At 54.6% G+C, this 13521-nt stretch carries 15 protein-coding genes; 9 read left to right on the forward strand and 6 right to left on the reverse strand.

The window, feature by feature from the left end; all coding sequences use genetic code 11:
• Positions 1 to 348: 348 nt before the first annotated feature.
• From BN2106_RS16805 to BN2106_RS11570, 9 genes are all read left to right on the forward strand, one after another.
• A complete protein-coding gene (locus BN2106_RS16805) occupies positions 349 to 1137 on the forward strand; it encodes an AMP-binding protein (RefSeq protein ID WP_242846346.1) in 789 nt (262 codons plus the stop codon).
• Complete coding sequence (locus BN2106_RS11535; protein WP_050698740.1) at positions 1134 to 1895, forward strand: ABC transporter ATP-binding protein; 762 nt, start codon at positions 1134 to 1136, stop codon at positions 1893 to 1895. The genes BN2106_RS16805 and BN2106_RS11535 overlap by 4 nt, the downstream gene beginning before the upstream one ends.
• Before the next feature lie 12 nt (positions 1896 to 1907).
• A complete protein-coding gene (locus BN2106_RS11540; RefSeq protein WP_050698741.1) occupies positions 1908 to 4034 on the forward strand; it encodes an ABC transporter permease in 2127 nt (708 codons plus the stop codon).
• Between the two features lie 8 nt (positions 4035 to 4042).
• Positions 4043 to 4381, forward strand: a complete 339-nt coding sequence (locus tag BN2106_RS11545) for an FtsX-like permease family protein (RefSeq protein ID WP_050698742.1) — start codon at positions 4043 to 4045, stop codon at positions 4379 to 4381.
• Between the two features lie 141 nt (positions 4382 to 4522).
• On the forward strand, positions 4523 to 5131 hold the full coding sequence (locus BN2106_RS11550) for a cyclophilin-like fold protein (RefSeq protein WP_195891838.1): 609 nt from the start codon (positions 4523 to 4525) through the stop codon (positions 5129 to 5131).
• 26 nt (positions 5132 to 5157) lie between these two features.
• A complete protein-coding gene (locus tag BN2106_RS11555; RefSeq protein ID WP_050698743.1) occupies positions 5158 to 5397 on the forward strand; it encodes a hypothetical protein in 240 nt (79 codons plus the stop codon).
• A 24-nt stretch (positions 5398 to 5421) separates the two neighbouring features.
• Positions 5422 to 6273, forward strand: a complete 852-nt coding sequence (locus tag BN2106_RS11560) for a DUF3737 family protein (protein WP_050698744.1) — start codon at positions 5422 to 5424, stop codon at positions 6271 to 6273.
• 145 nt (positions 6274 to 6418) lie between these two features.
• Positions 6419 to 7027, forward strand: a complete 609-nt coding sequence (locus tag BN2106_RS11565; protein ID WP_050698745.1) for a LysE family translocator — start codon at positions 6419 to 6421, stop codon at positions 7025 to 7027.
• Between the two features lie 169 nt (positions 7028 to 7196).
• Positions 7197 to 7661, forward strand: coding sequence for a TspO/MBR family protein (locus tag BN2106_RS11570; protein ID WP_050698746.1), 465 nt, complete (start codon positions 7197 to 7199; stop codon positions 7659 to 7661).
• A 137-nt stretch (positions 7662 to 7798) separates the two neighbouring features.
• Here the strand turns inward: BN2106_RS11570 and purD are convergent, their stop codons facing one another.
• Genes purD through purE form a run of 6 tightly spaced genes read right to left on the reverse strand, consistent with a single transcriptional unit; the run spans position 7799 to position 13208 of the window.
• Positions 7799 to 9061, reverse strand: a complete 1263-nt coding sequence (gene purD, locus BN2106_RS11575) for a phosphoribosylamine--glycine ligase (RefSeq protein WP_050698747.1) — start codon at positions 9059 to 9061, stop codon at positions 7799 to 7801.
• A 19-nt stretch (positions 9062 to 9080) separates the two neighbouring features.
• Positions 9081 to 10259, reverse strand: a complete 1179-nt coding sequence (locus BN2106_RS11580; RefSeq protein ID WP_050698748.1) for a phosphoribosylaminoimidazolecarboxamide formyltransferase — start codon at positions 10257 to 10259, stop codon at positions 9081 to 9083.
• A 14-nt stretch (positions 10260 to 10273) separates the two neighbouring features.
• The gene (locus BN2106_RS11585; RefSeq protein ID WP_050699450.1) at positions 10274 to 10981 is read right to left on the reverse strand and encodes an IMP cyclohydrolase; all 708 of its coding nucleotides are present in this window, start codon (positions 10979 to 10981) and stop codon (positions 10274 to 10276) included.
• Positions 10982 to 11009: 28 nt separating this feature from the next.
• Positions 11010 to 11636 carry a phosphoribosylglycinamide formyltransferase gene (gene purN, locus BN2106_RS11590; RefSeq protein ID WP_050698749.1) on the reverse strand — a complete coding sequence of 209 codons (627 nt, stop codon included), beginning with the start codon at positions 11634 to 11636 and terminating at the stop codon, positions 11010 to 11012.
• Positions 11630 to 12664: a phosphoribosylformylglycinamidine cyclo-ligase gene (purM, locus tag BN2106_RS11595; protein ID WP_050698750.1), complete on the reverse strand. Its 1035-nt coding sequence runs from the start codon at positions 12662 to 12664 to the stop codon at positions 11630 to 11632. The genes purN and purM overlap by 7 nt, the downstream gene beginning before the upstream one ends.
• Positions 12665 to 12704: 40 nt before the next feature.
• On the reverse strand, positions 12705 to 13208 hold the full coding sequence (purE, locus tag BN2106_RS11600; protein ID WP_050698751.1) for a 5-(carboxyamino)imidazole ribonucleotide mutase: 504 nt from the start codon (positions 13206 to 13208) through the stop codon (positions 12705 to 12707).
• Positions 13209 to 13521 lie beyond the last annotated feature (313 nt).

Here is a 13521-nt window from a genome sequence, read left to right on the forward strand (position 1 = left end):
TTTCGACGAACTGGTTACCATGCCAGGCCTTCGGCAGGAGGAGCTGCGCCGGTTTGACGAACAGGAAACCATCGGCCGCAAGCCCTTCCTGGGTGAATACCATGTGGTACATTCCTCCGGCAGCACCGGCAAACCGGGATACTTTGTCTACGACGAAAAAGCCTGGAGCAGCATGCTTCTGGGCATCCTCCGCGGGGCTCTATGGGGAATGTCCATGCCGCAGATTTTAAAGCTTCTGGCAGGGAAGCCACGTATTCTCTATATCGCCGCCACTGACGGACGTTACGGCGGGGCCATGGCAGTCGGCGACGGCATCGACGGCGTGGGGTCAGCCAGCTTTATCTGGATATTCAAACGCCGCTTTCTGAATGGGTACGCCAGGTTCAGGAGTTCCGCCCCAATATCATCATCGGATATCCTTCCGCGATCAAAATTCTTGCGGAACTTGCGGAAAACGGCGATGTCGCCTTAAAAATCCTGCGAGTCGTTTCCTGTGGGGAGCCTTTGGGCGCGAGCCTGCGGCGCTATCTGGAGAATACCTTCCACACACAGGTGATCAATTTTTATGGAGCCAGCGAGTCTCTGGCGTTAGGCGTCGAGGCCGATCCAACGGAGGGAGTTCTGCTGTTTGACGATATGAATGTGATTGAAGTGGAAAACGGTGTGATGTATCTCACCTGCCTCTACAACTTCAGTCAACCGCTGATCCGCTACCGGCTGGCTGACCGGCTGACAATAGAAGCGCCGGACGAGCACAGCCGCTGCCCGTTCTCAAAGGCCGTCGGCCTCCTTGGAAGAAGTGAGGATATCTTCTGGTTTGAAGACGAAGAGGGCAACCGCGAATTCCTGCATCCTCTGGCGATTGAAGACTTCTGCGTGGAAGGCCTGCTGGATTATCAGTTCCTCCAAACCGGGAATAACGCCTTTGAGATGCGGGCCGAAATCTCTCAATCGGCGTTGGAAGCGATGATCCGGGAGAAAATAGATCGGCAGATGGATCAGATTTTAAAAGAAAAGGGGCTTTCTTACGTCGAGTTTACGGTTCATTTTGTAGAACAAATTTTCCCGGACCCCCACACAGGGAAAAAGCGGCTGGTTCTCCAACCATATCGGGAAGAAGCGAGGCGGGCCGGATGAAACAAACTTTGATCGAAGGCCGGAATATTTGCAAAACCTTTACGGGAAACGGCAGCCATACAACCATTCTTCAATCCATAAACGTGGATATTTATGAAGACGATTTCACTATCATTATGGGCGCGTCCGGGGCGGGAAAATCCACTTTGCTCTATGCCCTCAGCGGAATGGACCAGATTACCGGCGGCAAGGTGACCTACCGCGGAACAGAAATGACCGGCCTTTCTGAAAACCAGATGGCCGGGCTCAGGGCTACCGTGTTTGGTTTTGTCTTTCAGCAAACGCAACTGGTGAGCAATCTGACGCTTTTTGAAAATGTGGCGATGGCGGGTTATGTGGGAAAAATCGGAACACCGAAAGAGATACGAAAAAAAGCGCAAAACCTGCTCCGGCAAATGGGCGTGGAAAGCGCCAGAGACCGGCTGCCCTCCCATGTATCCGGCGGGGAAGCGCAGCGAGCGGCCATCGCGCGGGCTATGATCAACAGACCCGGTCTCATTTTTGCTGACGAGCCCACCGGGGCGCTCAACCGCTCCCATACAGAAGAGGTGTTGGACCTGCTTTCCAACCTCAATGAAAATGGGCAGAGTATCCTGATGGTCACGCACGATTTGCGGGCGGCTATCCGGGGCAACCGCCTGCTTTACCTGGAGGACGGCAAACTCCTCGACGAGCTTTCCCTGCCCTCCTACGACGCAGCTTTCGCTAAAGACCGGGAAGCAAAAGTAAGCGGCTGGCTTTCCTCTTTGGAGTGGTAAGGAGGGGATGATATGGAACTGCAAGCACTGCTGAAAGCAAATCTGAACCGGCACAAAGGCGGTCTGGCCGGCATCTTCATTCTGATTTTCATCGTTTCTCTGTCCCTTGCCACCGTACTGACGGTCTGGGCCCGTTCCGGAAGCTATCTCACATCCGAACTGCGCAGAGTCGGTTTTGGCGATTTAACAGTCTGGGTGTCCGGCGCCGACGACTGGGACGGCTTAGCGGAAGAGATCGCCGGCGTGGACGCGGTGGAACGGGTCGCGTATCAGCGTCTCCTCTATACAAACTACTCGATCCATGGACAGGAATCAGACAGCGAAGGACAGCTGATCTTTTATGTCCCGCAGGAAAACCGTTACCGTTTCTTTACCGACGACCTCTTCGGATACCGAGCGCAGCCGGACAAAGTTGCTCCCGGCGAGGTTTATGTATCCCCCTCTCTGGCTTCAATGTTTGGCGCCCAGATCGGAGACGATATCACCTTCCCCATCGCACGGGCAGGGAAAGCCCTTACCCTCACTATTGCGGGCTGGTATGAAGACCCCATTATGGGCAGCTCAATGATTGGCATGAAAGGATTTCTCATCGGTGAGGCTGGCTGGAACAAGGCCCTGACCCTTCTGGAGAATGCGGGAATCGACGCACTGGCAAGGGAAGGAGCTATGCTCCACATCTTTGCGGATCCCCCCGGCCAATCCATCGGAGAACTGAGCGCGCAAATCAACGAACAAACCAGCCTGCCCGGTTACACCGAGTTTGTACACAGTCAAACAGCCATTGCCGGCTTCATGCTGGTGCTGCAAAACGCCTTCAGCGGATTTCTTCTGGCTTTTGCGTCCGTACTGCTCTTGGCCGCCATGGTGGTGCTTGGGCATCATATGCAAAGCGGTATCGAGCAGGATTTTGTCAATATGGGCATTCTCAAAACTGTGGGCTTAACCAGCCAAAAGCTGCGGACCGTCCAACTGACAACATATCTGACGGTCATTTTGCCTGGGATGCTTTTGGGACTGATCGCTGCCATTCCCGCGACCGGACTTGTAAACGCCATGACGCTTACAACAACCGGTATTTTGATCCCTTCTTCGCTTCCCTTTGGTTTGTGCTTGTCTGCCTTTGCCATTGTGTACCTGTTGCTTATCAGCTTTCTTCTTTATAAGCTGCGAAAGATCAGCCGCGCGACCCCGATGCGGGCCATTCGGGGAGAAACAGAGGGACGTCCGGTTTCCATTAAAAGACTGCCTTCCATCCATGGCAAAGGGCTGTCCGCCAGCCTTGCTTTGCGCCAGCTTCTGACTTCCAAGCGGCGGTATGCTGGAGCCTGCCTGGTAGCGGTTCTGTTGGTCTTCTTTGCGTCTTTGGTTGGGCGGATGGACGCCTGGCTGGGGGCAGACGGCAAAGGGATGATGGACGCATTCAACCCCGCAGACCACGACTTGGGCGTCCAATCCTTTGGAGAACTGACCCGTGAGGAATTCGAGCAGACCATACAATCCTACTCCGGCATCCGTGATACATATGCGCTGGCTATGCCCAGTGTAACGGTAAACGGTGTGGATTTTACCGCCAATGTGATTGACCAGCCGGAGCGTTTCCATCTTATAGAGAGCCGTACCTCCGCAGCCGACAGTGAAATCGTCGTCACCGAATTTGTAGCGGCGGATTTCGGTGTGGGCGTAGGCGATTCCCTCATCGTGGGAGCCGGTTTGGGAAGCGATGTATATACGATTTCCGGCATCTACTCCTGCGCCAACGACATGGGACAGAACATCGGCATGAGCCGGGACGCATACTTGAAGATCGCTTCGGATTCTCCAAACCTTTGGTGCTGGCACTATTTTCTTTCCGACCCCTCACAGAAACCGGCCATCATCGAGACACTGGAAACGGTCTACGGCGGGGACATCCATATACATGAAAATACCTGGCCCGGGTTTTTTTGCCTTGTCTCCGCCATGCGGATGCTTATGATCTTTCTTTATGGTATGGGTGTGCTGTTTTTTCTTGTCGTAACCGCCATTACCGGAAGTAAAATTTTTTCCGCGGGGGCGAAAATCCTGGCCTGGTTCCTTGTCTTTTATAAACATAAAGTGGTTAAAAAGAAAGGGGTGTGGTTGGGTTTTTTCCCTGGGTAGAACCCGCCATGACCGGAAGTAAAATTTTAGCCGCGGAGCAGAAGGATCTGGGCATCTACAAGGCCGTCGGATTTACGTCCAACCGCCTGCGTTTTACCTTTGCGCTTCGCTTGGGGATGACAGCAATGACCGGTGCTGCTGTCGGCACGCTTCTCGCCGCACTTGTTACAGATCCCCTGGTATCCGCGGTAATGAAGCTGGCTGGGATCAGCAATTTTATATCCGCTCCCGAGATGGGCACCATTTTGTTCCCCGGCTTGCTCGTCACCCTGCTGTTTTTCTTTTTTGGCTGGTTCGCCTCTAGAAGGATCAAAAGGCAGGACTTAACCATGTTGATGGCGGAGTAATTTATATATACTTATTTACTATATCTAACTATTTAACATAAGTATTTGCTATGTATCGCTGTCAGGCATATGATAGGAACAGAAAATCAACACGGTTTTCATCTGAGATGTGCCGGAAACCGGCACAGGAAAGGAACGACTATGAAATACAAGATATTAAAACATGTTTCCCTGCTGCTCACTTTTGTGCTGTTTACTGCGGCGCTGGCCGGATGCAGCCAGACTCTTCCTTCCGGCAGCGATGCAACGGACCTCTCCTCCCTCCCTGCAAACTCTGCAAGCAGCCAGGAAGATACCGGCGGCAGTTCTGAGGTGGAGCCGGACGACGCAGAACCGGCGGCCACTGAACTGACCGTCCGCTTTGGCGACGAGGGGGAGCCCTTTGTCATGCATCTGTACAACAACGAGACGGCTACCGCCATTGCACGCCACGTGGGAACCGCCGATTGGAGACTGCCCATCTATCACTACGAGGACTATGACAACTGGGAGGTCATGCAGTATTATGACATTCCCAGCCGGTACGAGATTCCATCGAATCCCGAAAGCGTCACGGAAGCCGCCGCCGGAGCCGTTTATTATTCCGAGCCGAACCGGATTGTCCTGTTTTACGGCAATGCGGAATTATCCGGCGAATATACACCGGTGGGGTACTTCGATAACACGGAGACATTCCGGAGCGCGGTAGCAAATAACCCTGTAGTGGAGGGTTGGAACAATAAAATCATCCAAATCAGCGATGGCGATTGATTTTTGACACTGAAAAGAGGCGCAACATGGAGACCAGCAAAAACGAAAAATTCATCCTGCAAAATCTGAAGGATGCAGGATGCGATTCCGAAATGATTACAAACTTTATGGCTGATTGGCAGGCAGGTAAAAAAGCACACGGTCTGAAACGGCTGGCGGCTCACAGGCGAACCCTTCTCGACCAGATACACAGTGAGCAAACCTGCATCGACTGCCTGGATTACCTGATTTATCAAATACAAAAATCCAAAAATGGTCAGGCATAAAACCATTGGAAAGGGGTACCCGCAATGAAAACCATAACCAACAAAACCTTTGACGAAGAGAGAGCGCTTTACGGCGCAGACGGCCTGCTTGTAAAGGATTGCACATTTGACGGTCCCGCTGACGGCGAAAGCGCTTTTAAAGAAGGCAGAGCGGTGCAGGTTGACCACTGTTTCTTTAATCTGCGCTATCCGTTCTGGCACGATACCGACCTTAAAATTGAAAACTCTGAACTGACCGCGCTTTGCCGGGCAGCGCTGTGGTATTCCGACGGAGTAGAGATCAACAACAGCAAACTCCACGGTATTAAAGCGCTGCGAGAATGCAGCAAGGTAAAACTGTACGGCTGTGACATCGTTTCCCCAGAATTTGGCTGGTCGGTGCGGGACATTGCAATGGAGGACTGCACCGCCGAAAGCGAATATTTTATGATGCGCTCCGATCATCTGACTTTTAAAAACGTGCGCATGAAGGGGAAATACTCCTTTCAGTACATCCAGGACGCGGTATTCGATGGCTGCATTTTTGATACAAAGGACGCCTTCTGGCATGCAAAAAATATCACCGTCAAGAACAGCGTCGTCAAAGGCGAATACCTGGCCTGGTACAGTGAAAATATCACCTTTGTAAACTGCCAGATCATCGGCACTCAGCCGCTGTGCTACTGCCGGAACCTGAAGTTGATCGACTGCGAGATGGCGGACGCCGATCTGTGTTTTGAACGTTCCGAGGTGGAAGCAACCCTCACCGCACCCATTGTCAGCATTAAAAATCCGCTTTCCGGCCATATTTACGTTCCGACTGTAGGCGAAATCATCATGGATTGGGACAACGCAAAAGGCAAGGTGATTGTAACAGAGCGGTGCTGCTGCGCTTGACATCGGCGGTATCCCCCTGGCAAGTATCTTTCCAACGCGCTGTCCGTAAAAACTTCTTCTGTTTTTTATAAGCACAGCTTTTTTGACACTTGCCAGCATGCAATCTCTTTCACGAATCAGACAAAACAAAGTTGGGAGGACGCGTATGACAGAGTATCTGCTGCGAGGTATCTTGATCGGCCTGCTGTTTGGACTTCCCGTAGGTGCGGTGGGTACGTTAACCGTGCAGCGCACCTTCCGCAGTGACATAAAAGCTGGGCTCCTGACAGGGCTTGGCTCCTCTGTTGCCGACTGCGTCTACGCCTGTGCGGGCGCTTTTGGAATGACATTCCTTTCCGATTTTCTCCTGAAACATCAAACCGTTATCAATGTCCTTGGCGGCAGCTTCATTCTGTTTATGGGAATCCGCCTGCTGTTGCGTAAAAATGAAGCAGACCGTCACGAAGGCGAAGCAATCGGATTTGCAAAGATGTTTTTTTCCTCTTTTGCCGTTGGCATCACCAATCCAACGGCGGTCCTCACCTTTCTGTTCGCCTTTTCTTATTTTGGCATTTCCGGCACGGCAGGACTTTTGCAGGGAATTCTGTTGGTGTGCGGCGTATTTCTTGGGACCTACATCTGGTGGGGCATTCTCACGGCTCTTTCCAACCTGATTAAGAAAAAAACGACGCGTTGGAGCTTCCGCCGCATGGACCTCCTCTTTGGAAGCGTTCTTTGCTTATTCGCAGCAAACGTGTTTTTGCAGATGGTTTGATCATCACTGCTGTACATCAAAAAACCAAACCGGCGAGGTGCAGACCGCGCCGGTTCTTTTGCGTCCCGTTTCCTTCTTATGACGCACCGCAAAATATTGGATGTTTTTCCCTGGTGGTATGGTGGGCGGTTTTCCTCCATATGATATAGAAAAGAAACGGGGGGATCCTATGAAAATCAAGTGGAAACCGCTGATTATCAGCCTGTTGATCAGTATGGGCGTCGCCGGTGTCTCCGCGCTCGCTACCATGCACAGCATGGAGCTGTACGAGGGGTTGACCAAACCGCCGCTTTCTCCGCCCGGCTGGGTATTCGGCGTCGTTTGGACGATTCTGTTTTTGCTGATGGGTATTTCATCCTATCTGATTTACGTTTCGGACTCCAAAAATAAAAGAGCTGCCCTGTGGGTCTACGCGGTACAATTGGCGGTCAATTTCCTCTGGTCGGTTATCTTCTTTAACCTGCAGCTCTATTGGTTTGCTTTTGTCTGGCTGATTTTGCTTTGGGTCTTGATTTTGGCCATGATCATTCTGTTCTCCAAAATCAGCAAGCCCGCCGCCTGGCTGCAAGTCCCATATCTGCTCTGGGTTACATTTGCCGGATATCTGACTTTATTTGTCGCCATGCTCAATTGAAAAGGCCTTTTTTGCAATTGACAAAACGCATAAAAACCAGCAGAATCAGAGAGACCCCCTCGCCAAGGCGAGGGGGTCTCTCTGATTCTGCTGGTCTCTCGTGCAAACCGCACGTGATCCAGGCCCGTTGATTCTTATCAGTATTTGCCGATGTCCCTGCGGTAGTGCGCACCGTCAAAGTGGATCTTCTCCACCGCCGCATAGGCCTTTTGCAGTGCTTCTTCCAGCGTCGCGCCGGTCGCGGTAACACCCAGCACACGGCCGCCGCTGGTATAGAATTTGCCGTTTTCCAGTTTGGTTCCCGCATGATAGACCGTCGCGCCGTCCACCTGGCCGTTCTCGTCCAGGCCGGTAATTTCCAACCCCTTCGGATAGGAACCGGGATAGCCACCGGACGCCATCACCACACAGGCCGCCGCGCCATCGTTCCACTCAATCGGCTGCTTATCCAGACGTTCTTCACGGACCGCCAGCAGGATGTCCACCAGGTCGGTCTTGAGGCGCGGCAGGACGACCTGCGCCTCCGGGTCGCCAAAGCGGGCGTTGTACTCGATCACCTTAGGGCCGTTCGGCGTCAGCATCAGGCCAAAATACAAGCAGCCCTTGAAGGGGCGGCCTTCCTGCTGCAAAGCACGGATTGTCGGCAGGAAAATCGTATCCATGCAGGTCTGTGCCAGCGCATCGGTGTAGAACGGGTTTGGGCTGATGGTTCCCATACCGCCCGTGTTCAGGCCCTTGTCTCCATCCAGTGCACGCTTGTGGTCCTTGCTGGAAACCATCGGCTTAACGCATTTGCCGTCCGTGAACGCCAGCACGGAAACCTCCGGGCCGGTGAGGAATTCCTCAATGACCACCTGGTTGCCGGACGCGCCGAACGCCTTGTCCTCCATGATCTTCTTGACCGCGTCCTTTGCCTCCTGCAAGTCTGCGGCAATGATCACGCCCTTGCCGAGCGCGAGTCCGTCCGCCTTAACGACAATGGGGAACCGGTTGTTTTTTTCTATATAAGCCACCGCATCCTGCGGGTTACCAAACACCTCATAGCCTGCGGTGGGGATGTTGTATTTTTTCATCAGGTCCTTGGAGAATACCTTGCTGCTTTCAATTTCCGCCGCAAGCGCGTTCGGGCCAAAAGCGGGAATGCCCGCAGCCTCCAAACGGTCCACCATGCCAGCCGCAAGCGGGTCGTCCGGCGCGACAAACACCAGATCGATCTGGTGTTCCTTTGCAAAGGCTACCGCGCCATCCAGGTCCATCGCGGAAATTGCAACACATTCCGCATCCTTCGCAATGCCGCCGTTGCCCGGCGCACAGTAAAGCTTTTCCACCTTGGGGCTTTCTTTCAGCTTGCGGACAATGGTATGCTCACGTCCGCCGCCGCCGATTACCAGTATTTTCACTCTTATGCCCTCCCGCCGATCAATGGTGGAACAGGCGCATGCCGGTGAATGCCATGGCGATGCCGTACTTGTTGCAGGTTGCGATCACGTGGTCGTCGCGGATGGAACCGCCCGGCTCCGCAATATACTGCACGCCTGTCTTATGCGCGCGCTCGATATTGTCGCCAAACGGGAAGAACGCATCAGAGCCGAGGGAAACGCCGGTGAGCGTATCCAGCCAGGTGCGCTTCTCTTCGCTGGTGAGCGGCTCCGGCTTTTCGGCAAACAGGTTTTCCCATGCGCCGTCCGCCAGCACATCCATATACTCGTCGGAGATATAGACGTCAATGGTGTTGTCGCGGTCCGGTCTGCGGATCCCCTCTTTGAACTTGAGACCCAGCACCTTCGGATGCTGGCGCAGGAACCAGATGTCCGCTTTGTTGCCCGCCAGGCGTGTGCAATGGATGCGGGACTGCTGGCCGGCGCCGACGCCGATCACCTGCCCGCCCTTGGCGTAGCAGACGGAGTTGGACTGCGTGTATTTCAGCGTAATCAGAGAAATCAGCAGGTCGCGCTTTGCATCCTCCGGCATCTCCTTATTGTCCGTCACGATGTTTTCCAGCAGGCTGTTGTCAATTTTGAATTCGTTGCGGCCCTGCTCAAAGGTCACGCCGTAGACATCCTTGTGCTCAATCGGCGCGGGCTTGTATGACGGATCGATCTTGACCACATTATAGTTGCCCTTGCGCTTGGTTTTCAAAATTTCCAGCGCCTCGTCGGTGTAGCCGGGCGCGATGATCCCGTCGGATACCTCACGGGCCAACAGGGTCGCCGTCTCTTTATCGCAGATATCGGAGAGCGCCGCCCAGTCGCCATAAGAAGACATGCGGTCCGCACCGCGGGCGCGCGCATAGGCACAGGCGATCGGAGATAGCTCCAGATCGTCCACAAAATAAATCTTCTGTTCCGTCTCCGTCAACGGCAGGCCGACCGCCGCGCCGGCGGGGCTGACGTGTTTAAAGGAAGCGGCGGACGGCAATCCGGTGGCCTCCTTCATCTCCTTGACCAGCTGCCAGCTGTTGAATGCGTCGAGGAAATTGATAAAACCGGGCTTGCCATTGAGCACCTCAATCGGCAGGTCTCCGCCGTCCTGCATGAAGATGCGGGACGGCTTCTGGTTCGGGTTGCATCCATATTTCAATAAAAGCTCGTTTGCCATTGGTAACTCCCCCATTACTGATTTTTGTTGACGATTCTGGTTTCCGCTTCACCGGTTTCCAGATCGATATACCGGACAAACAGGGAAACCTTGTTGTCCGCGTTCAGCGCGTTCCAGACCAGATCGGTAAACGCGTCAATGCCGCCTTCCAGCTTGACCTGGGTCGGCTCCCCTTCAAAGGACGGCAGCGGGTTGCCGTCTCCCTCATAGGTGTGGATAAAGTGTCCCTCGCCTGCGCGCGGCGCGTCATAGTCAAAGAAATAGCGGCGCGCGGAGGATTCGTCCCCGCAGGCGCTCTTCAGGATGGAAAGCTTATAGCAGTTGTTTTCCAGCTCCACCACGCCGGAAATACGCGGGGTAAAGTTCGGGCCGTCCGGCTCAAAGGTGCGCGTGCGCAGCGCATCCTCAAAGCTCTTGCCCTGCTGCAAATAATCGTAGACGGTGTCCGTCTGGTCGCCGTTGGTCACAACCGTGGTTTTTCCCAGCACACGCACCGGGGAATAGATAATGAGGGACGGGTCCACCATTTTGCTTTCGTCAAACGCTTTGGTTTTGATGCCCGCGCCATCCTCTACAAACACACGGTTGCGGCTGTTTTCGCTGCGTCCCATGATGAAATAGGCGATGACCGCCTGTTTTCCGTCCGCGCTTCTGCCCAGGACAATGCCGCGCCCCGGATAGGAATTGGAAGCCAGTTCCTCAGCAAGATTCTTTGTCACCATTTTCATTACGCCCTTTCCCTGTTTCCGATCAGTCTTTTATGATGGTTCTGCCGTTTTCCACAGCGATCTTTCCCGCACAAAACAGGGAGACCGCCTCCGGCAGCAATTTCCATTCCGCCTGTTCCATAATCCGCCGCTGCAACGTCTCCGGCGTGTCGTCCTGACAGACCTCCACCGCCTTTTGCAGGATGATCGGTCCGCCGTCGCACACCTCATTGACAAAGTGGACGGTCGCGCCGCTCACCTTGACGCCCTTTTTCAGAGCCGCTTCGTGCACGTGCAGGCCGTAGAAGCCCGGACCGCAAAAGGACGGGATCAGCGCGGGATGCACGTTGATGATTTTATTTTCATATTCACGGATCACCGTTTCACTGATGATGGTCATAAAGCCGGCCAGCACCACCAGGTCGATTTGGTATTCCGCCAGCAGCGCCAGCAGCGCCGCGTCGTAATCCGCCTGCCCGGCAAACGCCCGGCGCAGCAGCACACGGGTGGAAATTCCCGCCTGTTTGGCGCGTTCCAGCGCATACGCGTCCGCCTTGCTGGAGATCACCAAGGACAGCGCGCCGTTTTCGATCTGTCCGGCGTTCTGCGCGTCGATCAGCGCCTGTAAATTGGTGCCGCCGCCGGAAACCAGAACGGCTATGTTCAGCATAGAACGACGCCCTCCCCGCCGGAGACCACCTCGCCCATAATGAACGCGTCCGCGCCCGCGGCCTTCAGCGTCTCCACAGCCGCCTGCGCCTGCTCCTTCGCAACGGCGACGCACATGCCAACGCCCATATTAAAGGTATTGTACATCTCGCGCGTGGGAATATCCCCTTCCTTCTGCAACAGGTCGAAGATCGGGAGCTTCGGGATCGCCGCCGTGTTGATCTTCGCGGTCAGGCCGTCCTTCAGCATGCGCGGGATGTTCTCAAAGAAGCCGCCGCCCGTGATATGGGAAACCGCTTTGATCTCACACTGTTCCATCAGCGCCAGAATCGGCTTGACGTAGAGCTTTGTCGGGGTGAGCAAACACTCGCCCAGTGTCATACCCAGCTCGTCCACATAGCGGTTGACCGTTTTCTCGTTGATGTCAAAGACCTTGCGCACCAAAGAGAAACCGTTGGAATGCACGCCGGAGGAGGCCAGGCCAACCAGTACGTCGCCCTCCGCCAGCTTACTTCCGTCGATGATCTTTTTGCGATCCACCATGCCCACACAGAAACCCGCGAGGTCGTATTCGTCCACCGGGTAGAAGCCGGGCATTTCCGCCGTCTCGCCGCCGATCAGCGCGCAGCCGGACTGCACGCAGCCCTCCGCGATACCGGAGACGATCTCCGCGACCTTCTCCGGGACATTCTTGCCAACCGCCACATAGTCCAGAAAGAAGAGCGGCTTTGCGCCGCAGCAGACCACGTCGTTCGCGCACATCGCCACACAGTCGATGCCGACCGTATCGTGCTTGTCCATCAAAAACGCAAGCTTGAGCTTGGTGCCGACGCCGTCCGTCCCGCTGACGAGCACCGGTTCCTCCATGCCGCCCAGATCCGGCTGGAACAATCCGCCGAAGCCGCCGATGCCGGAAACCACGCCCGGAATCTTGGTGCGCGCGACATGGTTTTTCATCAACTCCACCGCTTTGTATCCGGCGGTCACATCCACGCCCGCCTCTTTGTACCGATCGCTAAAACTGTTCATTGTTATCTCCTCCCCGGGCCAGCCGGTTTCAAGTTTTAAATTAAAGCTCTGCCACCTTTTCCTGAATCGCCGCGTCCTTTTTAGCGACGCCGTCCGCCATCTGCTGCTTCATCTCCACGAGCTTCGCCGCAAGGCTTTCGTCGGAGAGCGCCAGCATCTGGGCCGCAAGAATCGCCGCGTTGTCCGCGCCGTCGATGGCGACGGTCGCCACCGGGATGCCGCTGGGCATCTGCACCGTTGCGAGCAGCGCGTCCAAGCCGTCCAGCGTGGAGGACTTGACCGGGATACCGATGACCGGAAGTGTGGTGTGCGCCGCCAGAACGCCGCCCAGATGCGCCGCCTTACCCGCCGCCGCGATGATCACGCCAAAACCGTTTTTCACTGCGTCGCCCGCAAAAGCCGCCGCCGCGTGGGGCGTGCGGTGTGCGGACATCACATGTACTTCCACCGGGATTTCAAACGCTTTCAGGCGCTTGATCGCCGCGGAAACGGTGGGAAAATCGCTGTCGCTGCCCATAATGACTGCTACCTTTTTTACTGCCATAGCTGTGCACTCTCCTGTTTCTTTATAAATTTAGGAAGGGGGTTCTTTCCAGCAATCTTCCTTTTTGAAATAAAAAACAGGCTGCGACGGCAATACGACGCAGCCCTGATTTTATAAAGAAAGATAGTCGAAGCCCATTGCGCAGAAAGACCAAATCCGAACGGTAAACCCCTTCATCGCGCATACCTCCGCTGTTGTTTTTCTGCCTCCGGCTTTTTCCGGATGCCAACCGCCGGTATGGCATTCACTTCCTTTATTTTAGGATATTTCGACATTAAAAGCAAGCGATTTCCAGCAAAATTCCTTTTTCGTC

The sequence above is a fragment of the Anaeromassilibacillus senegalensis genome, from assembly GCF_001261775.1.
Lineage (GTDB): Bacteria > Bacillota > Clostridia > Oscillospirales > Acutalibacteraceae > Anaeromassilibacillus > Anaeromassilibacillus senegalensis.